The sequence below is a fragment of the Amycolatopsis stemonae genome (genome assembly GCF_054781455.1).
The window spans coordinates 158,986-185,412 of the sequence record NZ_BAAGUJ010000011.1; the positions used below are offsets into that span (position 1 = coordinate 158,986).

At 73.1% G+C, this 26,427-nt stretch carries 28 protein-coding genes; 22 read left to right on the plus strand and 6 right to left on the minus strand.

Annotation, left to right across the window (positions count from 1 at the left end; translation table 11 throughout):
• The 5 genes from ACYVLJ_RS34015 to ACYVLJ_RS34035 are packed head-to-tail and all read left to right on the plus strand — an operon-like array spanning position 1 to position 4,187.
• Positions 1-927: a cupin domain-containing protein gene (locus tag ACYVLJ_RS34015; RefSeq protein WP_460441746.1), complete on the plus strand. Its 927-nt coding sequence runs from the start codon at positions 1-3 to the stop codon at positions 925-927.
• Positions 924-1,694 (plus strand): HpcH/HpaI aldolase family protein, encoded by a 771-nt coding sequence (locus ACYVLJ_RS34020; RefSeq protein ID WP_451985267.1) that lies wholly within the window; start codon positions 924-926, stop codon positions 1,692-1,694. The genes ACYVLJ_RS34015 and ACYVLJ_RS34020 overlap by 4 nt, the downstream gene beginning before the upstream one ends.
• A complete protein-coding gene (locus tag ACYVLJ_RS34025) occupies positions 1,691-2,530 on the plus strand; it encodes an LLM class oxidoreductase (RefSeq protein ID WP_460441747.1) in 840 nt (279 codons plus the stop codon). The genes ACYVLJ_RS34020 and ACYVLJ_RS34025 overlap by 4 nt, the downstream gene beginning before the upstream one ends.
• On the plus strand, positions 2,530-3,450 hold the full coding sequence (locus tag ACYVLJ_RS34030; RefSeq protein WP_460441748.1) for a beta-keto acid cleavage family enzyme: 921 nt from the start codon (positions 2,530-2,532) through the stop codon (positions 3,448-3,450). Before ACYVLJ_RS34025 ends, ACYVLJ_RS34030 begins: the two co-directional genes overlap by 1 nt.
• Positions 3,447-4,187 carry an SDR family NAD(P)-dependent oxidoreductase gene (locus ACYVLJ_RS34035; RefSeq protein WP_451985261.1) on the plus strand — a complete coding sequence of 247 codons (741 nt, stop codon included), beginning with the start codon at positions 3,447-3,449 and terminating at the stop codon, positions 4,185-4,187. Before ACYVLJ_RS34030 ends, ACYVLJ_RS34035 begins: the two co-directional genes overlap by 4 nt.
• 11 nt (positions 4,188-4,198) lie before the next feature.
• Here the strand turns inward: ACYVLJ_RS34035 and ACYVLJ_RS34040 are convergent, their stop codons facing one another.
• Positions 4,199-5,359, minus strand: a complete 1,161-nt coding sequence (locus ACYVLJ_RS34040; protein ID WP_460441749.1) for an LLM class flavin-dependent oxidoreductase — start codon at positions 5,357-5,359, stop codon at positions 4,199-4,201.
• A gap of 93 nt (positions 5,360-5,452) precedes the next feature.
• Between ACYVLJ_RS34040 and ACYVLJ_RS34045 the strand changes: the two genes are divergently transcribed.
• From ACYVLJ_RS34045 to ACYVLJ_RS34060, 4 genes are all read left to right on the plus strand, one after another.
• Positions 5,453-7,042 (plus strand): HD domain-containing phosphohydrolase, encoded by a 1,590-nt coding sequence (locus ACYVLJ_RS34045; RefSeq protein ID WP_460441750.1) that lies wholly within the window; start codon positions 5,453-5,455, stop codon positions 7,040-7,042.
• Between the two features lie 65 nt (positions 7,043-7,107).
• Positions 7,108-7,473, plus strand: coding sequence for a DsrE family protein (locus ACYVLJ_RS34050; RefSeq protein ID WP_451985255.1), 366 nt, complete (start codon positions 7,108-7,110; stop codon positions 7,471-7,473).
• 4 nt (positions 7,474-7,477) lie between these two features.
• Positions 7,478-7,849: a hypothetical protein gene (locus ACYVLJ_RS34055; RefSeq protein WP_460441751.1), complete on the plus strand. Its 372-nt coding sequence runs from the start codon at positions 7,478-7,480 to the stop codon at positions 7,847-7,849.
• Positions 7,850-7,940: 91 nt separating this feature from the next.
• A complete protein-coding gene (locus ACYVLJ_RS34060; RefSeq protein WP_451985251.1) occupies positions 7,941-8,207 on the plus strand; it encodes a GlsB/YeaQ/YmgE family stress response membrane protein in 267 nt (88 codons plus the stop codon).
• On the opposite strand, the gene ACYVLJ_RS34065 is transcribed toward ACYVLJ_RS34060, so the two are convergent.
• The 3 genes from ACYVLJ_RS34065 to ACYVLJ_RS34075 all read right to left on the minus strand — a co-directional run bounded on the left by ACYVLJ_RS34065 (position 8,204) and on the right by ACYVLJ_RS34075 (position 10,481).
• Entirely contained in the window at positions 8,204-9,295 is a 1,092-nt protein-coding gene (locus ACYVLJ_RS34065; RefSeq protein WP_460441752.1) for a S1 family peptidase, read from the minus strand. The genes ACYVLJ_RS34060 and ACYVLJ_RS34065 overlap by 4 nt on opposite strands.
• 189 nt (positions 9,296-9,484) lie before the next feature.
• Entirely contained in the window at positions 9,485-9,955 is a 471-nt protein-coding gene (locus tag ACYVLJ_RS34070) for a molybdopterin-binding protein (RefSeq protein ID WP_451985247.1), read from the minus strand.
• Between the two features lie 106 nt (positions 9,956-10,061).
• Positions 10,062-10,481 (minus strand): TOBE domain-containing protein, encoded by a 420-nt coding sequence (locus ACYVLJ_RS34075; protein WP_451985245.1) that lies wholly within the window; start codon positions 10,479-10,481, stop codon positions 10,062-10,064.
• Between the two features lie 302 nt (positions 10,482-10,783).
• Here ACYVLJ_RS34075 and ACYVLJ_RS34080 point away from each other — a divergent pair, with 302 nt between their 5' ends.
• From ACYVLJ_RS34080 to ACYVLJ_RS34120, 9 genes are all read left to right on the plus strand, one after another.
• Positions 10,784-11,131 carry an STAS domain-containing protein gene (locus ACYVLJ_RS34080; protein ID WP_451985243.1) on the plus strand — a complete coding sequence of 116 codons (348 nt, stop codon included), beginning with the start codon at positions 10,784-10,786 and terminating at the stop codon, positions 11,129-11,131.
• Between the two features lie 131 nt (positions 11,132-11,262).
• Positions 11,263-11,862: a helix-turn-helix domain-containing protein gene (locus ACYVLJ_RS34085; RefSeq protein ID WP_451985241.1), complete on the plus strand. Its 600-nt coding sequence runs from the start codon at positions 11,263-11,265 to the stop codon at positions 11,860-11,862.
• A gap of 71 nt (positions 11,863-11,933) precedes the next feature.
• Complete coding sequence (locus tag ACYVLJ_RS34090; RefSeq protein ID WP_451985239.1) at positions 11,934-13,229, plus strand: MFS transporter; 1,296 nt, start codon at positions 11,934-11,936, stop codon at positions 13,227-13,229.
• A 10-nt stretch (positions 13,230-13,239) separates the two neighbouring features.
• Positions 13,240-14,595 (plus strand): FAD-dependent oxidoreductase, encoded by a 1,356-nt coding sequence (locus tag ACYVLJ_RS34095; RefSeq protein ID WP_460441753.1) that lies wholly within the window; start codon positions 13,240-13,242, stop codon positions 14,593-14,595.
• Positions 14,595-15,776, plus strand: a complete 1,182-nt coding sequence (locus ACYVLJ_RS34100) for a CaiB/BaiF CoA transferase family protein (RefSeq protein ID WP_460441754.1) — start codon at positions 14,595-14,597, stop codon at positions 15,774-15,776. Before ACYVLJ_RS34095 ends, ACYVLJ_RS34100 begins: the two co-directional genes overlap by 1 nt.
• Positions 15,773-16,558 (plus strand): Clp protease/crotonase-like domain-containing protein, encoded by a 786-nt coding sequence (locus ACYVLJ_RS34105; protein ID WP_460441755.1) that lies wholly within the window; start codon positions 15,773-15,775, stop codon positions 16,556-16,558. The genes ACYVLJ_RS34100 and ACYVLJ_RS34105 overlap by 4 nt, the downstream gene beginning before the upstream one ends.
• Complete coding sequence (locus ACYVLJ_RS34110) at positions 16,555-17,433, plus strand: dihydrodipicolinate synthase family protein (protein ID WP_460441756.1); 879 nt, start codon at positions 16,555-16,557, stop codon at positions 17,431-17,433. Before ACYVLJ_RS34105 ends, ACYVLJ_RS34110 begins: the two co-directional genes overlap by 4 nt.
• The gene (locus ACYVLJ_RS34115; RefSeq protein ID WP_460441757.1) at positions 17,433-18,197 is read left to right on the plus strand and encodes a Rossmann-fold NAD(P)-binding domain-containing protein; all 765 of its coding nucleotides are present in this window, start codon (positions 17,433-17,435) and stop codon (positions 18,195-18,197) included. Before ACYVLJ_RS34110 ends, ACYVLJ_RS34115 begins: the two co-directional genes overlap by 1 nt.
• A gap of 9 nt (positions 18,198-18,206) precedes the next feature.
• Entirely contained in the window at positions 18,207-19,637 is a 1,431-nt protein-coding gene (locus ACYVLJ_RS34120; RefSeq protein ID WP_460441758.1) for an aldehyde dehydrogenase family protein, read from the plus strand.
• A 37-nt stretch (positions 19,638-19,674) separates the two neighbouring features.
• Here the strand turns inward: ACYVLJ_RS34120 and ACYVLJ_RS34125 are convergent, their stop codons facing one another.
• On the minus strand, positions 19,675-20,271 hold the full coding sequence (locus ACYVLJ_RS34125) for a hypothetical protein (protein ID WP_460441759.1): 597 nt from the start codon (positions 20,269-20,271) through the stop codon (positions 19,675-19,677).
• A 100-nt stretch (positions 20,272-20,371) separates the two neighbouring features.
• Here ACYVLJ_RS34125 and ACYVLJ_RS34130 point away from each other — a divergent pair, with 100 nt between their 5' ends.
• Entirely contained in the window at positions 20,372-20,503 is a 132-nt protein-coding gene (locus ACYVLJ_RS34130; protein ID WP_451985224.1) for a hypothetical protein, read from the plus strand.
• 37 nt (positions 20,504-20,540) lie between these two features.
• Here ACYVLJ_RS34130 and ACYVLJ_RS34135 read toward each other — a convergent pair whose 3' ends face one another.
• Positions 20,541-23,279, minus strand: coding sequence for a helix-turn-helix transcriptional regulator (locus ACYVLJ_RS34135; protein WP_460441760.1), 2,739 nt, complete (start codon positions 23,277-23,279; stop codon positions 20,541-20,543).
• A 124-nt stretch (positions 23,280-23,403) separates the two neighbouring features.
• Between ACYVLJ_RS34135 and ACYVLJ_RS34140 the strand changes: the two genes are divergently transcribed.
• From ACYVLJ_RS34140 to ACYVLJ_RS34150, 3 genes are read left to right on the plus strand one after another with little or no spacing between them, the layout of a single operon-like run.
• On the plus strand, positions 23,404-23,976 hold the full coding sequence (locus tag ACYVLJ_RS34140) for a VOC family protein (protein ID WP_460441761.1): 573 nt from the start codon (positions 23,404-23,406) through the stop codon (positions 23,974-23,976).
• A gap of 17 nt (positions 23,977-23,993) precedes the next feature.
• Positions 23,994-25,355 (plus strand): dihydrolipoyl dehydrogenase family protein, encoded by a 1,362-nt coding sequence (locus tag ACYVLJ_RS34145; protein ID WP_460441762.1) that lies wholly within the window; start codon positions 23,994-23,996, stop codon positions 25,353-25,355.
• Positions 25,355-26,368, plus strand: coding sequence for an MDR/zinc-dependent alcohol dehydrogenase-like family protein (locus ACYVLJ_RS34150; protein ID WP_460441763.1), 1,014 nt, complete (start codon positions 25,355-25,357; stop codon positions 26,366-26,368). Before ACYVLJ_RS34145 ends, ACYVLJ_RS34150 begins: the two co-directional genes overlap by 1 nt.
• Positions 26,369-26,427 lie beyond the last annotated feature (59 nt).

The following is a 26,427-nucleotide window of genomic DNA, read 5'->3' on the forward strand; positions in this document are numbered from 1 at the left end:
GTGTACGAAAAGGACGACCCCCGCTCGTCGCTGGCCACCGCGGCGCGCCCCGACAGCGGCGACGGCATCGCCGCCGCCCAGTACCTGGACCTGCGCGAAAACCCGGTGGTCCGGGCGCAGAACGTCATCCTGATCCACACCGATGCCCGCGAAGGCGACGACCTCGACAACGGCACCCTCGACGGCGAGCTGGCGATCATCGTCACCGACGCCTCCCCCGCCTTCACCGTGCTGACCGGCGACGGGGCGACCAAAGTGGACTCGCCGGGGCTCGTCGTCGTCCCGCCCGGCGCGTCGCGGATCAGCGTCCACGGCGACGGCCCGCTCGTGCGGCTCGTCGAGGCGACCGAAGCCGCGTGGCGGGACAAGGTGACGAACGCGGACGCCTACGCGCAGGACCACCCGCGCGTCGCGCTGCTGCAGCGGTGGCCCGCGCCCGCCGAAGAACGTGTCCGGTGCTACCCGCTCGCCGACGTCCCGCAGGACCCGAAGCGGTTCGGGCGGATCTTCCGGACCCGGTCGTTCATGGTGAACTTCCTGCCCCTGCAGGACGGTCCGCGCGACCCGCGCAAGCTCTCGCCGCACCACCACGACGACTTCGAACAGCTTTCCCTTGCCGTGCGGGGAGAGTACGTCCACCACATCCGCACGCCGTGGCTGCCCGACAGCACCACCTGGCGCGAGGACGAGCACGTCCGGATCGGCAGCCCTTCGGTGACGGTCATCCCGCCGCCGACCGTGCACACGTCCGCGGCGAGCGATCCCGGCGTGAACCAGCTGATCGACATCTTCAGCCCGCCGCGGGTGGACTTCTCGGAGAAGCCCGGCTGGGTCCTGAACGCCGGCGACTACCCGATGCCGCCTTCCGGGGGCCCCGGGTGGCAGGGCCCCCGGCCCGGGGCGGAGCCACCGGTGGCACAGCCGTGAGCGGGCGGACCGGAGGCGGGCTGTTCACCCGCGAAGCCACGCCCGTGGGCACCTGGCTGAAGATCGCCTCGACCGAGCCCGCCGAGATCATGGCCTTCGCCGGGTTCGACTTCGTCGTCGTCGACCTCGAGCACGCGCCCCTCGACCTGGTGACGGCGTACCGGCTGATCACCACCGCCGCCGCGCTCGGCATGACGCCGATCGTGCGGGTGCCGGACAAGACGCCGTCGACGATCCAGAAGATCCTCGACGCCGGAGCCATGGGCATCCTCGTACCGCACGTCGACACCGTCGAGGAGGCGGCCGCGGTCGGGCGGGCGTGCCGGTTCCCGCCGCACGGCGTCCGCGGCGCCGGCGGCACCAGCCGCGCGGGTGCCTGGGGCCTGCGCCCGAACGCCGCCTACCTGGCGACGGGCAACGACGACGTCCTCTGCATCCCACAGCTGGAAAGCGTCGAGGCGATCAAGGCGGCACCGGAGATGCTGGCCCTGGACACCGTGGACGCGGTGTTCGTCGGGGCGGCGGACCTGTCGATGTCGATGGGCAGCACGCCGGCGTCGCCCGAGGTGCTCGACCTGATCGCGTCGGCCGTGGCCGCGGCGCACGACGCCGGGAAGCGCTGCGGGCTCGCGTTCGGCGGCGTGCCGGACCGGGCTGCCCAGGCCGTGCGGGACGGCTGCGACTTCGTCCTGCTCAGCAACGACACGACGATGCTGGCCGAAGCCGCGCGCGGCCTGGTCCGGGCGTTCCGGGACGCGACGGCATGACGCTTTCCCTGCCCCGCACCGCGTTGTCGATCGGCGAGCTGGACCAGCTCGACCACGACGGCGCGGTGCGGTTCGTGCGCTCGCTGGAGGAGTTCGGCCACCGCATGGTCTGGATCCCCGAGGTCAACGGCAGAGAGGCGTTCACCACCGCCGCGCTGGTCCTGGCGGCCACGGACCGGATCATCGTCGGGAACGGCGTCGCGCGGGCGCTCGAGCGCGTGCCGAAGTCGGCGGGGTCGGCGGCGCGGGACCTGGCCGCCGGCTACCCCGGCCGGTACGTGCTGGGGCTCGGGGTCAGCGGCGCGGTCCGCGAACGCGGGGTCGGACCGCTGCCGTTCCTGCGCGACTACCTCGACGGCGTGGACAAGGTGGCCCCCGGGGTGCCGCGGGTGCTCGGCGCGTACTCGGCCGGGATCACGAGGCTGGCGGCCGAGCGCGCCGACGGGCTGATCACGTTCCTCGTCACGCCGGAGCACACGCGCTGGGCCCGCGAAACGATCGGGGACCTGGTCCTCTCGGTCGTCCAATGGGCGGTAGTGGGCCGGGACCGGGCGTCGGCACGCGACGTGGCCCGGGAGCGGCTCGCCTACTACCTGACCCTCCCCCACCAGATCGCGAAGCTGAAGCGGCTCGGGTTCACCGACGCCGACCTCGCGCCGCCGGGGTCCGACCGCCTGCTCGACGCGCTCGTCGCGTGCGGCACGCCTTCGCAAGTCCGTGAAGCCGTGCAAGCGCAGTACGACGCCGGCGCCACGCAGGTGGCGTTGACGCTGGTCGGCCCGCTCGACGACGCGAAGCTCGACGCCTACCGGGCGCTCGCACCACAGGAGGATTGATGCGCACGGCCGAGAAAGTCATCATCACCACCGCCATTACGGGCTCGGTGAACATCCCGTCCCAGAGCCCGTACCTGCCGCTGTCCGCCGACGAAGTCGCCGACGCGGCGTTGGAGGCCATCGCAGCCGGGTCGGCCATCGTCCACCTCCACGCCCGCGAACCGGACGGGCGGCCGACACCCGACCCGGAGGTGTTCGAGAAGATCGTCGGGCGGATCACCGCCGAGGCCGACGCCGTCATCAACATCACCACCGGCGGCGCGTCGTCGATGACGATGGACGAACGGCTCGCCGCGGCGTACCGGCTGCGGCCCGAGCTCGCCTCGCTGAACATGGGCTCGATGAACTTCGTCTACTCCGGCATCGCGGACAAGGTGACGGAGTGGCGGCACGACTGGGAAAAGCCGTACGTGCTCAACACCTACTCGAAGCCGTTCGTGAACACCTTCGACAAGATCGAGCACACGCTGCGGACGCTCGGTGAGGCCGGGACGCGGTTCGAATACGAGTGCTACGACATCGGGCACCTGTACTCCCTGGCGTACTTCGCCGAGCTCGGGCTGGCGAAACCGCCGTTGCTGATCCAGGGCGTGTTCGGCGTCCTGGGCGGGATCGGCGCCGACCACGCGAACCTGGAGCACATGGTGCGGATCGCGGACAAGCTGTTCGGTGCCGACTACGCGTTCTCGGCGTTCGCCGCCGGCCGCGACCAGATGAGCTTCGGCACGCACAGCGCGTGGCTCGGCGGGCACGTCCGGGTGGGCCTCGAGGACAGCCTGTGGCTCGGGAAGGGCCGTCTGGCGGAGACGAACGCGCAGCAGGTCCGGAAGATCCGGGCCGTGGTGGAGGATCTGGGCAAGCCGATCGCGACCCCGGCCGAGGCCCGGGCGATGCTGGGCCTGCGGGGAGGAAACGCATGAGTCTGCTGACCGGCAAGGTGGTCCTGGTCGTCGGGGCCAGTTCGGGGATCGGGGCCGACGCGGCGCGGGTGTTCGCCGCGGACGGCGCGTCGGTGATGCTGGTGGCCCGGCACGAAGAGCCCTTGGCGAAGCTGGCCGCCGAGCTGTCCGGCCACGACGTCGCCTACACGACCGGCGACGTCGCCTCGGCGTCCGATGTGGACGCGTTCGTGGCGGCGACGGTCGCCCGCTTCGGCCGCCTGGACGGCGCGTTCAACAACGCGGCGATGGGTGGCAGCGGCCGGCTCGACTCGGTGTCCGAAGCGGACTTCGACCGGATCATGGCGGTGAACGTGAAGGGCACGTGGCTGTGCCTGCGCGCCGAGGTCCGCGCGATGACGGGCCCCGGGTCGATCGTGAACGTGAGCAGCATCGGCGGCGTGCGCGGCAGTTCGGGAATGGGCGCGTACCAGGCGACGAAGCACGCGGTGATCGGCTTGACGCGCACCGCCGCCCACGACTTCGGCCCGCAGGGGATCCGGGTGAACGTGATCGCCCCGGGCCCGACGGAGACACCGATGCTGGACGAGCTGCGCCGCACCATCCCGGGCGGCGTGGAAGCCCGGATCGCGGCAACGCCGTTGCGCAAAGCGGGCACGGGCGAGGAAGTCGGCTCGGCGGCGGCGTTCCTGCTGAGCGACCGGGCCGGCCACCTGACCGGAGTGGTCCTCCCCGTGGACGGCGGCTTCACCGCGTGACTCGAGCGGGATCACGCCAGGTCGGGGATCAGCTCCCCGATCAGGCGGATGCTCTTCAGCACCTTTTCGTGCGGGATGCCGCCGATCTGCTGGAGGCACATCATCCGGTCGATGCCCAGGTTCGCGTACGCGCGCAGCTTCTTGCGGCACGTCTCCGGGCTGCCCACGATCAGGGAGTCCTGCGCGCTCAGCACCTCGAACACCTCGTCGTCCGCGACCTGCTCGCCCTGCAGGACGCTGGCGATGAGGAGGTTCGCCTCCGACGGCGTGTTCGAGGCCTCGCCGCGCAGGAAGTCGCCCGTGAGGCCCGGCGCCCGCTTCAGCTCCTCGTTGCGGGCGTTGACGCGGACGAACTCCGTCGCCGCTTCGAAGAACGTCAGGGCCGTCACCGTGTACCAGGCCGCGGCCGCTGCGGCGCCGTTGCGCATCGCTTCCTCGTCGGTGCCCGCGCAGTGGACGAACGTGAAGAACCCCACCTGGTTGTTCACGAACGCCCCGACCGGTGACGTGCACCGCCCGGCCGCGGCCCGGTACAGCTCGACCAGCCGCCCGGCGCGCTCCAGCGACTCCCACATCGTCGTGCCCAGCACGCCGACCCCGCGGCGGCCGGCCTCTTCGAACGACGCCGGGCTCGCGGCCGCCTGCCACAGCGGCGGGTGCGGCTTCTGCAGCGGCTTCGGCCCGATCGGGACGCCGTCGACGCGGTAGGCGTCGCTCTCGTAGGAGAACGCCTCGGCCGTCCACATCTTCGGCACCATTTCGAACGCCTGCTGCGTCTGGGCCCTGGCCTCGTCGGGCTCGATGCCGAACAGCCGCCACTCGGGGATGGTCGACCGCGTCAGGCCCAGCTCCACCCGGCCACCACTGAGGTGGTCGAGCGTCGCGGCCCGCTCGGCGACGCGGATCGGGTGGTTGAACCGCCCCGGCGCGAGCACCGCGGCGTGCCCGAGCCGGATCCGGCTGGTCCGCTGGGAAAGCGCGGCCAGCATCAGCTCGGGCGCGGACGACAGGCTGAACTCCCCCGCACCGTGGTGCTCGACCTGCCACCAGCACCCGTAGCCGAGCTCGTCGGCGAGGACGGCCTGTTCGATCGCCTGCCGGAACCGGACCTGCTCGTGCCCTTCGGGCCAGGGCCGAGGGTTCTGGATCTCGGTGAACAGGTCGACCTTCATCCACGGCCTCCGCTTCGTCGGGGTAACCGTGAAGTCAGTCCCCGAGAGCTACCGCGCCGTTACCGATGGTCGCCCGGAAGGAGCAGTCGTAGAGTGACGCGCAGGGGCGCGCGAGAGGCGGTGACCATGGCCGTCGAGCCGGGTGGGCCGCGGCGGGCCGAGGTGCTGGCCGCGCTGTCGCTCGCCATCGATCTCGGACTCGGGCAGCCGATGGAGCACATGCTGCGCTCCGCGGTGATCGCGACGCGGCTCGCCGGGCGGCTCGGCCTCGACGAACGGCAGCGCGGGACGACCTACTACGCCACCCTCGTCGCCTGGATCGGCTGCCACGCCGACTCCCACGAGCTGGCCGCGTGGTTCGGGGACGACCTCGCGTTCCGCGCCGCCACCTACCGCGTCGACTGGACCGGCCTGCCCTTCCTGCGCCTGCTCGCCTCGCACGCCGGGCGTGACCGGGGGCCCGTCGCCCGTGGGGTGGTGGCCGCCGCGTTCCTCGCCAGGGCCCGCGGCCGCATGGCCGAGCTGATCCACTCCCACTGCGCCTCGGCCGGGCAGCTCGCCCACCGGCTGGGGCTGGACGCGGCCGTCGGCACCGCGCTCGCCGGCACCTTCGAACGCTGGGACGGCAGCGGCCTGCCCGCCGGAGTCCGCGGCGACCGGCTGCCGATCGAGGTGCGCGTGGTGCACCTCGCCGAAGTCGCCGAGGTGTACCTGCGGCGCGGCGGGAGCGGCGCCGCCGTCGCGATGGCCGAAGCCCGCGGCGGCAGCCGGTTCGACCCCGCCGTCGTCGCCGCTTTCGCCGGTGCCGCACCGGAAATCCTCGACGGCCTGCTCGAGGCCGACGTCTGGACGGCCGCCCTCGAGCAGGCCCCCGACCGCGACCGGACGCTCACCGGGTCCGAACTGGACGACCTGCTCACCGCGATCGGCGACTTCGCCGACCTCAAGTGCCCGTTCGCCCTCGGGCACTCGCGCGGGGTCGCGGACCTCGCCGCCGAGGCAGCGCGTCACGCCGGGCTGCCCGAGCCGGACGTCCGGCTCGTCCGGCGGGCCGGGCTGGTGCACGACCTCGGCCGGATGGGCGTGCCCAACACCATCTGGGAAAAGCCCGGCCCGCTGTCCGAAGCCGAATGGGAACGCGTGCGCCTGCACCCCTACCTGACCGGCCGGATCCTGCGCCGGGTAAGCGGTCTGGAGCAGGTCGCCGTCGTCGCGGCGGCGCACCACGAGCGGCTCGACGGCTCCGGCTACCCGCTCGGCGCGGCAGGCGCGGCGCTGGCCCCGCACGCCCGGCTGCTCGCCGCCGCCGACGTCTACCACGCGCTGCGCGAACCACGGCCGCACTTGCTGGCCCGCGACGACGTCGACGCCGCCGAGATCCTCCGGCAGCAGGCGCGGGAGTCCCGGTTGGACGCCGAGGCCGTCGACGCCGTCGTGCTCGCCGCCGGGCACGCGCGCCGCCGCACCGCCTACCCCGCCGGGCTGACCGGCCGCGAGGTCGAGGTCCTGCGCCTGCTGGCGGGCGGCGGTTCGAACCGGGAGATCGCGCGGTCGCTGTCGATCAGCGAGAAGACCGTCCGCAACCACGTCGAGCACATCTACGCCAAGGCCGGGGTGTCCAACCGGACCGGTGCCGGGCTGTTCGCCCTCGAGCACGGCATCACCGGCCTGCCCGGAAGATGAGGCATCCGCCCCATGCGCGGGCGGCCCGGCCGGGCGAGGCTGACTCCGGCCGAAAGGAGCCCGCCATGCCCACCCGCGCCGTCGTCAGCCTCACCACCGGACTCGAAGACCCGGAAAAGGTCACCGTCGCGTTCCTCGTCGCGGTCGGTGCCGCCGAACAGCACCGCGCGACCCTGATGTTCCTCACCAAGGAGGCCGTCCGGCTCGCGCTCGACGGCTTCGCCCAGGCCACGGCGTGCGAAGGCTGCCCGCCCCTGGCCGAACTGGTCAAGCGCTACGAAGCCGCGGGCGGGCGCTTCCTCGTCTGCCCGATCTGCTTCACCGCCCGCCACCTCGCCGACGACGGCCTGGTCGCGAACGCCTCCCTCGGCGGCACGGTGCCGATGTGGGAGTGGATCGGCGACGAGCCCGTCACGACGTTCAGCTACTGAAGCCATGACCACCGAAGGCGAACGGTTCGCCCGCGCGCTCGCCGTCCGGGACGCCGCCGCGCTGAAGGCGGTGCTGGCCGGCGACGTCGACTTCGCCGCCCTCACCCCGGGCCGGCACTGGACGGCCTCGGACGCCGCGGAGATCGTCGACGACATCGTCCTGGGCCAGTGGTTCGGCCCCGGCCACCGGATCGTCGAGCTGTGCTCGGTGCGCACCGGCCGGGTGGCGGGCTGCCGGCACGTCGCCTACCGGCTGCGGGTCCGCCGCGACGACGTGGACCACCTGGTCGAGCAGCAGGCCTACTACACCGCGCGGGACGGCGAGATCGTCTGGCTGCGCGTCCTCTGCTCGGGCTACCGGTCGCTCCGCGGCTGAGAATCCGGTCACGTCGGCGTGGCTCGGCGCGCCGAGCGGCCGTCCGCCTGCCATCCTCTTGCGGTCGGGAAGACAGGCGGACGGAGGCACCGTGGGCGTCATCAGCTGGATCGTGCTCGGGCTCATCGCGGGCTTGATCGCGAAGGCCCTCATGCCGGGCAAGGACCCGGGTGGCTGCATCATCACGATCCTGCTCGGGATCGGCGGCGCCTTCGTCGGCGGCTGGGTCGGCAAGACCCTGTTCCACACCGACCTCGGCACCTTCTTCGACCTGCGCACCTGGGGTCTGGCGGTCCTCGGCGCACTGATCATCCTGGTGATCTACCGGATGGCGTTCGGCCGCGGCCGCCGCGACTAGGTCAAGCTGACGCCGTACGCGCTCAGCGCCTCGCCGACCGGCTGGAAGAACGACGTCCCGCTGCCCTTGCCGGACGTGATGCCCAGCCCGACGCTGCCCGCGAACAGGCAGCCGCCCGAGTCGCCGGGGTTGACCAGCGCGTCGGTCTGGATCAGCTGGGACACCGAGCCTTCGGCGTAGTTCACGGTCACGTTCGTCCGCGTGACCGAGCCCGAGGTGAGGTGCGTGGTGCTGCCGCTCTTGCTGATCCGCTGGCCGACCGTCGCGGTGCCGGCGGAGCTGATCCGCTGCGTCGAGCCGTTCCACAGGGTGACCGCCCCGGGCGCGCTGCCGGTGGTGTTGCGGATCAGCCCGTAGTCGTTGCCCGGGAAGCTCGAACCCTGCGACGGCCCGACGTTCCACGTCGACACCGCGCGGGTGCAGTGGCCGGCGTCGACGATGTAGTTCTGGCCGCCGCGCTGGGTGTTGAAGCCGACCGAGCAGCGGACCCCGCCGCCGGTGATGGCTTCGCCGTTGTAGATCGCCGTGTGCATCTCGCCGGCGACGCGTTCCACCCGGACGCGGTCGCCGAGCGACGCGGCGGCCGTCAGCAGGGCATCGGTCCCCTTGGCCGCGTCGGCCACGGTCAGCACGACCTGGTTGGTCTTCGGGTCGAGGCCGATCGCCGTGTGCGCCACGGCGGGCAGCGCCTGCAGGGCGTGCTGCGCGCCGGCGAGGGCCGCGCTGGAGTTCTTCACGAGCCGGGCCTGTCCGCCGGCGGCGGTCACCTGGTCGGCGGCGGCCTGGTCGAGCACGTTGACGACCGGCTTCGCGGCCGCGTCGAGGTAGCCGTCGGCGGCCCGGGTGCCGAGGGCGCCGGTGACCCGGTGCAGGGTCTCGACGCCGGCGGCCTGGGTCTGCAGCAGGGCGACCGCGGCGGACTCGCCGATCCCGGCGTCGGCCATCAGGGAGGCGACGACGTCGGCCTGCACCTCGGGCGAGTAGCCCTCGACGGTCGCGGCGCCGGCGGGGACGGACAGGAATCCGGCGGCCGCCGCGGCGACGGCCAGTGTGGTGGCGAAACGGGCGAGCGGGTGTGGTGTGCGCATGCCGTTGACTCGCTTTCACGGGGACGGCCGGCGCGAGGGATGGCCGCGCCGGGGTGCGCCCGAGGGTGAGCCGCGGCCCGGACCCCGCGGTACCGACTTTCGTCGGACAGGACAAAAGATAGGTACCGGGCAATTCGCCCACCATCGTGCCGCGCAGAGCACCCGGACAGGAACCCGGTCCGCCCCGGGTTATCCGCCGGGCCGCGGGGCGACGGTCAGCAGGCTCAGCTCGGCCAGCCCGCGCACGTAGCGGCTGGCCCGCAGGTCGCTCGGCATCACGAGCGTCGGGCGCGGCAGGACCTCGCCGTTGTACCGGGTGGCGAGCAGGGCCGCGCAGTGGCCGAACTCGGGATCGATCTCCGCCAGCGAGAGCACCACCCGGAACCCGTCCTCGGCCACCGCCACCACGACGACGGTCAGCCCGGACATCTTGTGCCGCGGGTCCAGCGGCAGCGGCCCTTCGGCGAGCACGTCGTAGAGGTGCACGCCGTGCACCTCGTGCCGTTCCCGCTTGCGGCGGGTCACGTACTCGACGTCGAGCCGGATCTGCGGGCGGGCCCGCAGGTCACCGACGTCGATCAGCCGCGACGCACACCCCGTCCCGGTGACGAGCAGCGCCCCGGCCGGCGGCAGGACGTGCTGGTCGCGGGCGGGCTCCATGCGTCCACGCTAAGTCGGCCCCACGGCCGCGCACATCCACCGATCAGGCACAGCTCGGACGCAACTGCGGCACGATTCGCGCCAAAGCACCGCAGGCGCGGCTGTTTCAGCCGGTCGCCAGCGAGATCTCCGTGGACTTGACCAGGGCGACGACCGGCGAGCCCGCTTCGAGGCCCAGCTCGGTGACGGCTTCCCGGGTGATCGAGGCGGTGAGCTCACCGCCGTCCACGGCGACCTTCACCGTCGCCATCGCACCGCCGGTCGCGACGGCCGTGACCCGGCCCGGCAGCTGGTTGCGGATGCTGATCCCCTCGACCGGCCCGGTGGCCAGCGACACCTCGGTCGACTTGATCAGCGCGCGCACGGCGGCGCCTTCGGCGAGGCCGAGGTCCTCGACGGCTTCCCGGGTGACGGCGGCGGTGATCTCCTGCCCGCCGGACAGGCGTGCCTTGACGGTCGCCATCACCTCGCCCGGTGTGACGGCCGCGACCGTCCCCGCGAGCTGGTTGCGGATGCTCAGTCCCATGGCCGGACTCTAGCCGGGCGCCGCGAGCTGCGCATTTCACGCCTGGCGCCGGATTCGCCGGACCGCTGCATCGCCCTGGACCGCCCATAACGTGGCTTCCGCCAACAATTGCAGCACGTAACACTACGGACGGGACCCGACCTGCCCTGCCCGCCGCGCCTCGTCGGCAAGGGCGCCGTAGCGACGGTCACCCGACGCCACCGCGGCGCGAGTGGCAGGATGTGGCGGTGAGCATGCACGGCGTGCTCGTCACCGGCCGGGAAGAGAGGCTGGCGGTCCCCACTGCGCGGAGGCGATCAACTGTGACGAGCCCGTTTTCCACTTCGACCGCTTCGGCGGGCAGCGGCCCGGTCCTGACCGTCCGCGGGGAGCTCGACGTGGCCACCGCGCCCCAGCTCCGCACCCGGATCGGCGAGCTCACCCTGGACGCGGGCCAGCTGCTGGTGGTCGACCTGGCCGGGGTGACCTTTTGCGACTCCAGCGGGATTTCGGCGCTCATCGCGGCCCGGAACGCGGCCCAGGCGGCGAACGCGGAGGTCGCCCTGGTGGCAGTCCCCGCCCGGATCACGCGGACGTTCGAGCTGACCGGGCTGGCGGAATTCTTCGTCACCTACCCGACGGCCGAGGCCGCGATCACCGCCCACGGCTGAGCCGGCTCTCGTTCGGCGGGCGAGTCCGCAGTACGGCCGCTCATTCGTCTTCAACAAGTTGAACGAAACCCTTGACTCAGTGAAGACCGTCATTATGCTGACATTCACATCACGAAACTGAAGGGTCGGCGATGGTGTCAGCGGAAGAAGGCAACGGGCTCCCCACCGCCTCCATGCTGACCGCCATCGGGGCGAAGATCCGCACCATGCGCAAGGAACGCGGGCTCACCGTCGAACGCCTCAGTGAACTCTCCGGCGTCTCGACCGGCATCGTCAGCCAGGTGGAGCGCGGGAAGGCGAACCCGTCCTTCTCGACCATGGTGCAGCTCGCCCACGGGCTCGGCATCTCCGTGGGCCGCCTGTTCGACGGCGACGACCACCGCTCGCCCGTGGTCCGGAAGTTCGAACGCCGCCGGATCGACGGGCACGGGCTCGCCGAGGGCGACGGCGGGCTGTACGAACTGCTCACCCCCGACCTCAACGGGGCACTCGAGGCCACCTGGGTGGAGACCCCGCCCGGCTACGACAGCAGCGAAACCCCCTACCGGCACAACGGCGAGGAGTTCGGGCTCATCCTCTCCGGCGCCAAGGACGTGTACCTCGACGGCGTCCGGCACCACCTCGAGGCCGGCGACTCGATCCGCTACGCGTCCACCATCCCCCACTGGTACGTCAACTCCGGCGACGAAACCTGCGTCGCCGTCTGGGTGATCACGCCCCCCACCTGGTGATCACCGGTCGCTCCTCGTAGCGGCGTCTCCTCCCTCCCCTTTATCAGCCACTTTCCCGCGAGGCGGAAACCATGGCTTCTTTGTCGACCCGTCAATCCGACGACGTCAGAACCTTCGCCGCGCGACGGCCCCTTGTCGCCCTCGGCCTGGGCGGCACCCTCGAGTGGTACGACTGGCAGATCTTCGGCCTGCTGTCGGCCTTCCTCGGCCCCGAGTTCTTCCCCAACTCCGACCCCGTCGCCGCGACGCTGAGCGCGCTGGCCGTGTTCGCCGTCGGGTTCGTCTTCCGGCCGCTCGGCGGCGTGCTGCTCGGGATGGTCGCCGACCGGTTCGGCCGGCGCCGCGTGATGCTCGGGTCCGTCGCCGCGATGGCGGCGGCCACCGCGGTCATCGCCATCCTGCCCGGCTACCGCACCCTCGGCGTGTGGGCCGGGGTGATCCTGCTTCTTTGCCGCGTGGTGCAAGGGATTTCGACCGGTGTCGAAGGTCCGCTTGCGACTGCGTACGCGGTCGAGCTCACCGCCGAAGGGCGCGAAGGCCGCGCCGCCGGCGTCATGAGCGTGTTCGTCAACACCGGCATCCTCGCCGCGTCCCTGATCAGTTTCGCGACGAGCGCGGCGATCGGCGGCCCGGCCATGCAGGACTGGGGCTGGCGGATCCCGATGGCGGCCGGGGCCGTGCTCGGCGTCGTGATCGTCTACATGCGACGGAACCTGCCGGAAAGCCTGAACACCGAACAGGAAACCCGGCCGGCCGCGGACAACCGTGCTGTCTGGCGCGGCATCGGCAAGCACTGGCTGGCGCTGCTGGCGATGGTCTTCGTGGTCGGCGCCGCGCAGGCGTACAACTACGCGTGGAACGTCGGCCTGCCGAGCCTGGCGCGCAGCACGTACAAGGAGAACGCGACGAGCGTCTTCGCCGTCACCTCGGCGCTGGGCGTGATCCTCGTCGTCGGCTCGATCTTCACCGGGATGCTGGCCGACCGCAAGAAGCTCTCCCGCACGTTCGTCGTCACGCGGCTGCTGGCCGTGCCGTCGGTGTTCCTGATGCTGCTCTACGCCGGCCCCGGGCTCGGCGGGTTCAGCGCCGTGTTGCTCGGCGGCGGGCTCGTGCTGGTGCTCAACATGACGCTCTACAACGTGGTCAGCACGACGCTGCTGCCCGTCCCCTGCCGCGCCACCGGCGTCGGCCTCGGCTACGGCATCGGGGTCGCGCTGTTCGGCGGCACGGCGTCCTACCTGCTGGTGTGGCTGGGCCAGTACGGCGCCCCCTGGATGTTCCCGGCCTACACCGCCGTGCTGTGCCTGATCAGCGTGGTGCTCTACCTCGCGGCCCTGCGCCGCACCGGAACCTACCGTGGCGAATGAGGAGTATCGGATGAACCTGGCGGACCTCGCGGTGTCCACAGAGGACCTGACGGCCCCGGTGGTGCGGCGCAGCGACGTCGTCGTGGTCGGCGGCGGGCCGGCGGGCGTCAGCGCCGCCGTCGCCGCCGCCCGGACCGGCGCCTCGGTGACCCTGCTCGAGCGCTACGCCGCGCTCGGCGGGCTCGCCTCGGGCGGCATGGTGCTGGTGCTCGACGACATGGTCAACGGCCCCGAGGTGTCGGTGCGCGGCATCGTCGCCGAGTACGTCGAGCGGATGCACCGGATGGGCCTGGCGGTGTTCCCGCCGGAGGCCGACCGGATCTCCTCGCCGGAGATGTGGCGGCGCTGGAGCCGCTGGGGCGCCTTCGACTTCCACTCGCACGCCTCCCCCAAGCCGATCTGCTACGCCGTCGCCTTCGACCCCGACGGCTGGAAGCGGGTGTCGAACGACCTCGTCCGCCAGGCCGGCGTGCACCTGCGGCTGCACAGCTGGTTCTCGCGGCCGGTCGTCGACGACGGCGTCCTGCGCGGGGTCGTCTGCGAGACGAAGTCCGGGCCGCAGGCCGTCCTCGGCGACGTCGTCATCGACACCACCGGCGACATCGACGTCGCCTCCCGCGCGGGCGCCGCCTACTCCCACGACAGCTACCTCGTGACGCTCGTCTTCCGGCTCGGCGGCATCGACACGGCCGCCGCGGAACGCTTCGAGCAGGAGCACCCGCGCGAGGCCCGCGCGATCAACCGCAAGGTCAAGCGGATGCTCGGCGGCGCCTGGGAACTGTGGTGGCTCAAGACGCCGGTGCCGGGCGTGGTGTGGTGCAACTGCCCGCACCTCACCGGCTACGACGGCGCCGACCCGGAGTCGCTGACCGCGGCCGAGTTCGACGCCCGGGCTCGCATCTCCGCGGTCCTCGACCACGTCCGGGCCGAACTGCCCGGCTTCGAGAACTGCTACCTGCTGGACGTCGCCGAGCAGATCGGCGTGCGCCAGACCCGGCTGCTGCAGGGGGAATACGTCGTCACCAAGGACGACATCCAGCAGCGGCGGCACTTCCCGGACTCGGTGGCCCGCGGCCGCGACTACTACACGCCCTACCGCGCGCTGCTCCCCCGGGACGTCGACCAGCTGCTCGTCGCCGGCCGGCACTACTCGGCGACGCCGGAAGCGCAGAAGATCTCGCGGGAGATCCCGCCGTGCATGGCGATGGGCCAGGCGGCCGGCGTCGCCGCCGGGATCGCCGTCGACCGCGGGAGCACCGTCCGGGACGTCGACCCCGAGCTCGTCCAAGCCGGGATGCACGCCCAGGGCGCCGACCCCGGCGACGTGCCCGCCCCGAACGCCACCGTGGAACTGGAGGTTGCCTGATGTCCCTGCCGCTGGACGGCGTCACCGTCGTCGACTTCACGCAGGTCTACATGGGACCGAGCTGCACGCAGCTGCTCGGCGACTACGGTGCGGACGTGATCAAGGTCGAACGCCCCGGCGTCGGTGACCTGTCCCGGTCGTCCATTCCGGACCCGGACGGCGCGGACAACCCGATCTTCCTGTCCATCAACCGGAACAAGCGCAGCGTCTCGGTCGACACCCGGACCGAGGACGGCAAGAAGGTGATCGCCGACCTGATCGCCACCGCGGACGTCGTCGTCAGCAACTTCCGTTCCGGCGTGATGGAGCGGATCGGGTTCGGCTACGACGACTGCCGGGCCCGCAACCCGCGGATCGTCTGGGCGTCCGGCACCGGGTTCGGCGAGGAGGGCCCGTACCGGCACAAGGGCGGCCAGGACGTCATCGCGCAGGCCTACTCGGGCGTGATGTGGCGGCGGGCGTCCGGCGACGTCCCGCTCTCGGTGTACCCGACGACGTTGTGCGACTACACCACCGGCATGCACCTGCTGCAGGGCGTCCTGTTCGCGCTGCTGGCCCGCGAGCGCACCGGCGAGGGGCAGAAGGTCGAGGTGAACATGTACGACTCGATGCTCCACATGCAGATGCAGGAGGCGTGCATGCAGCTCAACCGCGGCCGCGAGGTGAACTGGGCGGCGATGCCGCTGTCCGGGGTGTTCACCACCGCCGACGGCGCCGTCTGCATGGTCGGCGCGTTCAAGGAGAACCCGCTGCGCGACATCTGCACGGCCCTGGAGCTGAGCGAGGACCTCTCGGCGCGGCCCGAGTACGCCACGCTGGAAGAGCAGTTCGCGCACAAGCCGCAGCTGCAGGAGATCTTCCGCGAACGGTTCGCCACCAACACCACCGAGTACTGGGTGAAACGCCTCGAAGGCGTCGACATCCTGTGCGCGCCGGTGCACAGCCTGGCCGAGGCCCTCGAAGACGAGCAGACCGCGGTCAACCGGATGGTCCTGGAGATGGAGCACCCGACCGCCGGGACGGTCCGGGCCCTGGCCGCGCCGATCCGGCTGTCGGAGACGCCGGCGTCGGTCCGCCGGGTGCCGCCGCGGCTCGGCGAGCACAACGCCGAAGTCCTGGCCGAACACGGCTACGACGCCGAGCGCATCGCCGCGCTGACCGCGGCAGGAGTCCTGCGATGACCGACGAGGTCCGCTTCGAGGTCGACAAGCACGTCGCCCGCGTGACGATCGACCGGCCCGGCGTCCTCAACGCCGTCGCGCCGGACACCCAGCGCCGGCTCGGGGAGATCTGGGACGCCATCGAGCACGACCCCGACGTCCGGGTGGTCGTCCTGACCGGGGCCGGCGAGCGCGCGTTCTGCGTCGGGGCGGACATGTCGGCGAACGCGATCGGGAAGACCGGCCTGCAGTTCTGGGCCGACGAGCCGGAGACCGGGTTCGGCGGGCTGTGCCTGCGCACCACGCTCGACGTCCCGGTGATCGCCCGCGTCAACGGCTACGCCCTCGGCGGCGGCATGGAGATGGTGCTGGGCTGCGACATCGTCATCGCCGCCGAACACGCGCAGTTCGGCCTGACCGAGCCGCGTGTGGGCCGCCTCCCGCTCGGTGGCGGCGTCGCGCAGCTGGTCCGGCGCCTTCCCCACACCCAGGCCATGGGGCTGCTGCTGACCGGCCGCCGGGCGCCCGCCGCGGAGATGCAGGCGATGGGCCTGGTCAACGAGGTCGCGCCGGCCGGTGAGCTGGACGCCGTCGTGGACCGCTGGGTCGCCGACGTGCTGGCCTGCGCGCCGACGTCGCTGCGGGCGATCAAGCAGATCGTGCAGCGGACGTCCGACCTGACCGCCCGTGAAGCGTGGGCCGCGCGGCTGCCCGCGCTGATGGCCGCGCTCGACAGCGAGGACAGCGCCGAAGGCGTCCGGGCGTTCCAGGAGAAGCGGCCGCCGGTTTGGCCGGGCCGATGAGCCTGGCACCCGGAGTCTGGGGCGTCGTCGCGACGCCGTTCAGCGGGTCCACCGGCGAACTCGACGAGCCGAGCCTGGCGCGGCTGGTCGAGCACTACGAGAGTCTCGGGGTCAGCGGGCTGACGGTTCTCGGCGTCTTCGGCGAGGCCGCGGCCCTGGCTTTTGACGAGCGCCGGGCCGTGCTCGAGACGGTGGTGGACACGGTCGGCCTGCCCCTCGTGGTCGGGGCGGCCTCCCTGGCGACACGGCCGGTCCTGGAGGAAGCCGAGCTGGCGGCGGAAGTCGTGGGTGACCGGCTCGCGGGCGTCATGGTCCAGGTGAACTCGGCCGACCCGCACGTTCTGGTCCGGCACCTGACCGCGGTCCACGAGGCCACCGGCGCCGGGCTGGTCGTGCAGGACTACCCGCTGGTCTCGGGTGTCCACATCGGACCGTCGGTGCTGGCGGCCGCGTTGGCGGACACACCCGGCGTCGTCGCCGTGAAGGCCGAAGCACCGCCGACCCCGCCCGCGATCGCCGTGCTGACCGCGAAGCTGGACGTGCCGGTGTTCGGTGGCCTGGGCGGCCTCGGGCTGCTCGACGAACTGGCGGCGGGATCCGCGGGCGCGATGACCGGCTTCTCGTACCCGGAAGGCCTGCTCGCCTGCGTCGACGCGTGGCGCGAGGGCGGCTACCCGGCCGCGCGGAAGGCGTTCCTGCCCTACCTGCCGTTGGTGAACTTCGAACAGCAGGCCAAGATCGCTCTCGCCATCCGCAAGGAGTGCCTGCGCCGGCGCGGGTTCATCCTCGACGCGGCCGTCCGCCCGCCCGCGGCGCCGCTGCCCGAACCGCTGCGGGACCAGCTCGCCCGCCAGCTCGACGCCGTGGAGGCTTGATGGATCTCGGACTCACCGGCCGCGTCGCGGTCGTCTGCGCGTCGACCGGCGGGCTCGGCGAAGGCGTCGCCCGGGCGCTCGCCGCCGAAGGCGCGCGAGTGGTCATCAGCGGGCGGCGCGGCGACCGCGCGAAAGCCATCGCCGCCGAGCTGCCCGGCGCGATCGGCGTCGAGGTGGACCTGACCAGCGAGGACGGGCCGGACCGGCTCGTCGACGCCGCGCCCGGTCCCGTGGACATCCTGGTGCTCAACGGGCCCGGCCCCCCACCGGGGACCGCGGCCGAGACCACCGTGGAAGACGCCGACTCCGCCATCGCCGCGCTGGTGCGCCCGCACGTCCAGCTCGTGCGGCGGCTGCTGCCCGGGATGCGTGACCGGGGCTGGGGCCGCATCCTCGCCGTCGGGTCCAGCGGCGTCGCCGCGCCGCTGCCGAACCTCGCCTTGTCCAACCTGGGGCGCGCCGCGCTCGCCGGGTACCTCAAGACCCTGGCCACCGAGGTCGCCGCGGACGGCGTCACCGTCAACCTGCTGCTGCCCGGCCGGATCGCGACCGACCGCGTCGCCACCCTCGACGAAGCCAACGCCCGCCGGGCGGGCCGGCCGGTCGCCGACGTCGCCCGCGACGCGCGGGCCGCCATCCCCGCCGGCCGGTACGGCGAGCCCGCCGAGTTCGGCGCGGCGGCCGCTTTCCTCTGCGGCGCACCGGCTTCCTACATCACCGGCACCGCGCTCCGCTGCGACGGCGGCCTGGTGCCCACCCTCTGAAGGAGCGTCATGACCACGACCGTCCGGCACCTGATCGACGGAGCATGGACCGGCGAGCCCACGACCGAGCGCCGCAACCCGGCGCGGCCGGACGAGGTGGCCGTGCGGGCCCCGAGCGGCGATCTGTCCACTGTGGAGGACGCGATCGCGGCCGCCTCGGCGGCCCACCGCGCCTGGGCCGTGACCCCGGCGCCGGCGCGCGGCGCGATCCTGCTCGACGCCGCGGACCTCCTGCGCCGACGCCACGAAGACGTCGCCGCCGACCTCGTCCGCGAAGAAGGCAAGACCCTGGGCGAGGCCCGCGGCGAGGTCCGGCGGGCCATCGACGTCCTGCGGTACTTCGGTTCGCACGGCTGGCGGCTCGGCGGCGACGCCTTCCCCAGCGGCACACCGGACACGAGTGTCTTCACCCGCGCCGAGCCGCTCGGCGTCGCCGGGCTCATCACGCCGTGGAACTTCCCCATCGCCATCCCGGCGTGGAAGCTCGCGCCCGCACTGGTCAGCGGGAACACCGTCGTGCTCAAACCCGCCGAGCTGACCCCGGCGTCGGCCACGCACCTCGCCGCCGCGCTGACCGAAGCCGGGCTGCCGCCGGGCGTGCTCAACGTCGTGCACGGCAAGGGATCCGTGCTCGGCGCGGCTCTCGCCGCGGACGAGCAGGTGCGGGCGATCTCCTTCACCGGCTCGACGCGGGTGGGGCTGCGGTTGCACGAAGTCGTCTCGGCCCGCCGGGCCCGCGTCCAGCTCGAGATGGGCGGGAAGAACGCGTACCTGGTCCTCGACGACGCCGACCCGCTGGCCGCGGCCCGGGTGGTCGCCGCGGGCGCGTTCGGCCTGACCGGCCAGGCCTGCACCGCGACTTCCCGCGTCTACTGCACGCCGCGGGTCCGGGAGCAGTTCACCGAAGCGCTCGTCAAGGAGGCGTCCCGGTTCTCCCCCGGCGACGGCCTGGCCGAGGCGGCGACCATGGGCCCGGTGGTGAGCGACCAGCAGCTGGCGACCGACCTGTCCGCGGTCGAGCGCGCCACGGCCCAGGGCGCGTCCGTGGCTTTCGGCGGGACGGCCGAGGGCGCGTTCCTCGCCCCGACGGTCCTGGTCGACGTCGCCCACGACCACGACGTCGCCCGGCAGGAGGTGTTCGGCCCGGTCCTCGCCGTGCTGCCGGCCGACGGCTACGACGAAGGCCTCGCCCTGGTCAACGACTCGCCGTACGGGCTGACCGCCGGCCTGTGCACGCGCGACCTGGCGCTGGCGCACCACTTCGCCGCGCACGCGCAGGCGGGCGTGGTGAAGGTCAACCGGCCGACGACCGGCCTGGACCTGAACGTGCCGTTCGGCGGCGTCAAGGACTCCTCGTCCAACACGTTCCGGGAGCAGGGGCCGTCGGCGGTCGACTTCTACACGTGGTCGAAGACCGTCTACCTGGGACACGACCGCTGAGCGGTCGCTGTTCCCGGCGATTGCTGCGTGGTTCCCGTCAGAGGCAGGGCGGCCGGTAGCCGTCGATGCGCAGGCCGCGGAATTCCAGCCGGTTCGGGGTCTTGCCGACGAAGACCAGGCCGCGGGCTTCGGTCAGTGCGGAGGCGAAGGAGTACGCCGGCGTGCCCAGCTCCGGCAGCGACGTCCAGGCGCGCGGCTTGAAGCTGAAGAACTTCGTGACGAGCTTCCCGCCCGTCGACGGCACCCGGGTGAGCCACTTGTCGCCGCCGCTCCAGTGCGACGCCGGGCGCAGCTGGACGTACAGGTCGTCGGTCGCGCGGTAGGTGAGCCGGAAGCCGGCTGAGCGCGCGAGGTCCGCCTGCGCCTCGAACCGGTTGCCCAGCCAGACGACCGCGACGTGCCACTCCGCGTTCAGGAAGTCGATCTTCGCCGCGTAGCCCCGTCCTTCGCGGACGAGCAGGCTCCCGGTGGCCGGGACGGTGGTGCCCTCGCCACTGGCGAGCCACTGCTGCAGCCGGTCGATCGACGGGGTCGCGCACCCGCCCGCCGGTGACGCGTTCGCGGGCGGGCCGACCAGGGAAAACACGAGCAGGGAAGCGAAGATCGCGAGCGTCCGGACCCAGGCGAGGCGCATGCGGGGAAGCTAGCACACCGGGTGTGCTCCGCGTCACGGAATGCCGGGCGATCTTGGGCGCTACAGAGGGTAGGAACCGTTCCGAACCCTAGGGAGGGCCATGTCCGCCACCACCACGCCGGAAGCAGCGTCGACCACTCCGGTGGTGCCCGTGCTCGACGACTTCGACTTCCCGCTCGACGACGGCGCGGCCTGCCGCATCGACGACCCGGACTGCGAAGCCTGCCAGTGAACCCGGGGCCCCGGTGCGCCGGCGCACCGGGGCCGGTTCAGCGCGCCAGCGCCGTGTCGCGCAATTGACGGCGTGAGCTGATCCCGAGCTTCCCGAAGATCTTGCGCAGGTGCCATTCCACCGTGCGGGGGCTGAGGAACAGGCGCGTGCCGATTTCGGGGTTGGAGAAGCCGTCCCGGGCGAGCCGGGCGATCTGGAGCTCCTGCGGGGTCAGTTCGCCGCTCGGTTCCGGAGTGCGCTTGCGCGCGGTCTCGCCGGTGGCGAGCAGTTCTCGCCGGGCGCGCTCGGCGAACGCTTCGAGGCCCATCGCGGCCAGCATGTCGTGTGCGGTGCGCAGGTGCTCCCGCGCGTCGACGCGGTGGCCTTCGCGGCGCAGCCATTCCCCGTACAGCAGGTGCCCCCGCGCGAGGTCGACCCGCAGCGGTGTCCCGGTCAGCGCTTCGATCGACTCGCGGTGGTGCCGGCCGGGCTCGATCCCCGCCAGCGCGCGCAATCGCGCGTCGAGACCCCGCGTCCACGCGTTCGGCGTCACCCGCACCCGGCCCGCGAACCGCTGCAGCGCGGCCTCGACGAGATCCGCGTCGCCGGTCCGTGACGCCGCTTCGGCCAGCTCGGCCGTGGCGAGGCCCTGGTGGCCGACGGCGTCACGCTCGAACACGCGGCGAGCGGCGTCCCTGGCCGCGTCGTGGCGGCCGAGCCCGTTGTACAGCACCGAGTTCGCGTAGTCGGCGAACGTCACCACCCGCTCCTGGCCCCGCGCGGCGGCTTCCTTCGCGGTGGCGGCGATCAGCTCGGCCGCGGGTGCCTCGCGGCCCCGCATCGCCGCGAGCAGGACCGCGCTGTACCCGACCGGCCGGCCGCCGGTCACGTCGGCGAGCAGGCGGTCCTCCTCGACCATCGCCTCCGCCGCGGCGAGGTCGCCGGACACCAGCTCGTGGTTGGCGAGGAAGTTGAGCGCGAACTGCAGCTGGACGAGCGCGCCGGTCTCGCGCGCGAGCTGCACCTGACGCGCCGCCAACGCGTGCCCGGCGGCGAAGTCGAGGATCTCGGTCGCGAGCGTGCCGCCCGCCCGGTTGCCCAGCAGCCACAGCACGCGGGCGGCGTCCTCGGTCGTGACGTCGAGGGCGGAAACGGCCTCGACGGCCCGCAGCAGCACCGGCGCGGCGGCCTCGTAGCCGTCGGTGAGCCGGGTCGCGAGCCCGTCCAGCACGAGGTCGACGGCGCTCGGGGGCACCCGGCCCGGCGGTGCGCCGCACGCCGCTTCGGCCGCTTCGGCGAGCCCGGTCCCGGCCCAGACGGCCGCGCCCAGCGCTTCCAGGTAGGTCTCGCGGGCCAGTTCGGCGTCGACCGGCGCGAGGTGGCCGGCCGCCCGCAGCAGCAGCCGCGTCGCCTCGCTGCCGCGGCGCTGGTCGAACGCGACCTGACCGCGCAGGCGTTCCGCCTCCGCGCGGCGGACGGGGTCGGGTGGCCCGTTTTCCGCGACACCCACCAGCCCGAGCGCCGCTTCGAGCGCGCCCGAGCCGCGTTTCGCCCGCGCCGCCGCCAGTTCACGGCGAGCGCGTCGCGCCGGGTCGGGTGTGAGCGTGGCGGCGTGCTCGAGGAACGCTGCGGCCGCGACCAGCCCACCGCGGGCCTGCGCCCGGCCCGCCGAACGTTCGAGCTCCGCCGCGACGTCTTCGTCGGGGGTCACGGTGGCCTGGGCGCGGTGCCACGCGCGGCGGTCCGGGTCGAGGGCCGCGTCGGTGACGTCGGCCAGCACGCGGTGCGCCTCCTGCCGCTCGGCGGCCGTGGCGGAGCGGTAGACGGCCGAGCGCACCAGCGGGTGCCGGAACCGAATCCGCGCGCCGAACTCGATCAGTCCCGTCGCCTCGGCCGCGGCCGCCGGGTCCGCGCCCAGACCGAGCTCGCCGGCCGCGCGCCAGAGCAGCGTGGCGTCCCCGAGCGGTTCCGCGGCCGCGGTCAGCAGCAGCTGCCGGGTGTCGGCGGGCAGCGGGTCCACCTGCTGGCGGAAGCACTGCTCGATCCGGCCGGCCAGCGGGAGGACGCCGGGTTGCGCGAACCCGTCGGCCAGCTCGGCGGCGGTCCAGAACCGCGGCAGTTCGACCAGGGCCAGCGGGTTTCCGTGGGTTTCGGCGACGATCCGGTCCCGCACGCGCGGGTCGACCGGGCCCTTGATCACGGAGTCGAGCAGCGCGCGGGCCGCGGTGTCGCCCAGCCCGTGGACGGGCAGGTCCGGCAGCCCGGCCAGGTCGAGCTCGTCGGCGGGCTCGCGCACCGCGATCAGCAGCGCGATCCGCTCGGCCAGCAGCCGCCGCCCGACGAACGCGAGGGTCTGCGCGGAGACGCGGTCGAGCCACTGCGCGTCGTCGACGACGCACGCCAGCGGTTCCTCCTCGGCCACCTGGGCCAGCAGGGTCAGCACGGCGAGCCCGACCAGGAACCGGTCCGGCGGCTCGCCCGCGGTCAGGCCGAACGCCGTGCCGACGGCGGTGCGCTGTGGCGGCGGGAGGTGCCCGAGCCGGTCGAGGAACGGCGCGCACAGCTGCTGCAGCCCGGAGTAGGGCAGCTCGCGCTCCGACTCGACGCCGATCGCCCGCGCGACCCGGTAACCGGACGCCCGCGCCTCGAAGTGGTCCAGCAGCGCGGTCTTGCCGATGCCGGCCTCGCCGCGCAGGACGAGCACCCGGCCCTCCCCCGTCCGGGCGTCGGCGAGCAGCCGGTCGAGCACCGCGCGTTCGCCCTCCCGGCCGAGCAGCCGGTACCCCTTGCCCGCCATGCCCGGGACACTACCGGGCCCCGGGGCACGACCAGGGTGTCTCACTGGTGCGAACGCGCCCGGCGAAGGACGAGGGTGAGGGCGAGCGGCAAACCCGCCACCCACCCACGAAGGAGTTGGCACCATGGACATGAAGCTCGAAGTCGTGGTCCTGCCCGTCACCGACGTCGACCGGACCAAGCACTTCTACAAGGCACTCGGCTGGCGCGAAGACGCCGACATCGTCTTCGGCGGCTCGCGGATCGTGCAGCTGACCCCGCCGGGGTCGCCGGCGTCCGTGCACTTCGGCACCGGCATCACCGACGCCGCCCCCGGCTCGGTCCGCGGCACCTACCTCGTCGTCGACGACATCGAAGCGGCGCGCGCCGAGCTCGCCGCCCACGGCGCCGAGGTGAGCGAGGTGTTCCACCGCGACGAGACCGGCGCGTTCGCCCCGGGCGTGCACCCCGGCCGCGGCACCTACTCGTCGTTCGCGTCGTTCAGCGACCCGGACGGGAACACCTGGCTGCTGCAGGAGATCACCGTGCGGCTGCCCGGACGCGTCACCGGCGTGACGTACGAGTCCACCGCGAAGCTGGAGCAGGGCCTGCGCGCGGCCGCGGCCGCGCACGGCGAGCACGAGAAGGAAACCGGGCAGTACGACGAGGAATGGCCCACCTGGTACGCCCAGTACATGGCCGCGCACCAGGACGCCTGAACCGGAAGAAGGAAGTCATGGCTCGACGCGATTTCGACGCCGTCGTCCTCGGCGGCGGCGCACCGGGTGAACACACCGCGGCCGCGATCGCCGCGGGCGGCCTCCGGGTCGCCGTCGTGGAACGGGAGCTGCTCGGCGGCGAATGCTCCTACTGGGCGTGCATCCCGTCCAAGACCCTGCTGCGGCCGGGTGAAGCCGTGGCCGCGGCCCGCACCGTCCCGGGTGCCGCCGAAGCGGTGACCGGGCAGGTGACCGCCGCCGCGGCGCTCGCCTGGCGGGACTTCATGGTCTCGTCGTACGACGACAAGGGCCAGCAGGCGTGGGCCGACGGCGCGGGCATCGAAGTCCTGCGCGGCGAAGGCAGGCTCGCCGGCCCGCACACCGTCGCCGTCGGCGGGACGGAGTACACCGCCGGCCACATCGTCGTCGCAACCGGCTCCGCGCCCGTCGTCCCGCCCGTGCCCGGCCTGCGCGAGCTGCCCGGCCTGTGGACGAACCGCGAAGCCACCGGCGCCACCGAGGTTCCGCGCCGGCTCCTGGTCCTCGGGGCCGGGCCGACCGGCGTCGAGGTGGCCCAGGCGTTCACGCGGCTCGGCGCGGACGTGGCCCTCGTCGACGGCGCCGACCGGGTGCTCCCGCGCGAGCCCCGGGCACTCGGCGAGGCCGTCGGAGAGGCGTTGCGCGCCGACGGCATCGCGCTGCACCTCGGGCAGCACGCGAGCGCGGCGGCACTCGAAGACGGCGAGTACGTGCTCGGCTTCCCCGACGGCACGCGGCTGCGTGCCGACCGGCTGCTCGTCGCGACCGGGCGGCGGCCGCGCGTCGACGGCATCGGGCTCGAAACCGTCGGCGTCGAGGCGAACCCGCACGGGATCCCGGTCGACGACCGGATGGCGGCCGGCGACGGCCTGTGGGCGGTCGGCGACGTCACCGGGCAGTGGAACCTGACGCACGCCGGCGAGTACCAGGGCCGGGTGGTGGCTTCGAACATCCTCGGCCGGCCCGCGAAGGTGCACTACGAGGCGGTCCCCCGCGTGGTCTTCACCGACCCGCAGGCCGCGGCCGTCGGTGCCGCCGAAGGCGCTTTCACCGCCACCGTGCAGCTTTCCGGGATACCGCGGACGTCGACCTACACCCGCGCCTACGACACGCGACCCGGTTTCCTGACCGTCTTCTCCGACGGCGAGCGGCTCACCGGCGCCTACGCCGTCGGCCCCGAAGCCGGCGAGTGGCTCCAGCAGGCGACGCTGGCGATCCGCGCCCGCGTGCCGCTGGCCGTGCTGCTGGACGTCGTCCAGCCGTTCCCGACCTTCTCCGAAGCGTTCCTCCACGTCCTGCGCGATCTCGACCGCCAGGTCAACCCGTTGGGAGCCCAGTGATGTCCTACCGTGCGTTCGAAGTGACCGGGACGCGGCAGTTCGCCTTGGTCGAGCGCGAAGTCCGCGACCCGCTGCCGGGCGAGGTCCGGCTGCGCGTCGAAGCCTGCGGTGTCTGCCACAGCGACACCCTCGCGGTCGAAGGGCTGCGTGCCGACCCGTCGGTGCCGGTCGTGCCCGGCCACGAAATCGTCGGCGTGGTCGAGGCGGTGGGCCCCGGCGTGACGGCCTGGGCGGCCGGTGACCGCGTGGGCGTGGGCTACCTCAACGGCCACTGCGGCCAGTGCGAGGCCTGCCGCCGCGGCGACTTCGTCAACTGCGCCGACCAGCCGTGGACCGGGACGACGACCGACGGCGGCTACGCCGAGGTGGCGTACGCCCGCGCCACCGGCCTGGTCCGCATCCCGGACGGCGCGCAGTCCCTGGACGTGGCACCGCTGCTGTGCGCGGGGCTCACGGTGTACCGCGCGCTGCTGACCGCCGGCGCCCGGCCCGGCTCGCTGGTCGCGATCCAGGGCATCGGCGGCCTCGGCCACCTCGGGATCCAGTACGCCAAGACGCTCGGCTACCGCGTCGCGGCGATCGCCCGCGGCGCCGGAAAGGCCCGGCTGGCCGCGGAACTCGGCGCGGACGAGTACGTCGACAGCACGGCGGGCGACCCGGGCGCGGCGCTCGCGCGCCTCGGCGGCGCGGCGGCGATCGTCGCGACGGCGGCCAGCGGCACGTCGATGTCACCGCTCGTGTCCGGTCTCGCCGACCGCGGACGGCTGTTCGTCGTCGGCGCCGCCCCGGATCCGCTGGAGATCCGCACGCCGGAATTGATCTTCGGCACGCGCTCGGTGGTCGGCGCCCTGACGGGTTCGTCGATCGAGAACGAGGACAGCCTCCGGCTGGCGCACGACCGCGGGATCCGCAGCCGGAACGAGGTCATGCCCCTGTCGGAAGCGCCGAAGGCGTATGAACGAATGATGTCCGGGGAGGCGCGGTTCCGCGTGGTCCTCGACGCCCGGGAATGATTCACCACGCGAAACGGCCGCAGCCGGGAATCGTTCCCGCTGCGGCCGTTTCGTCGAAA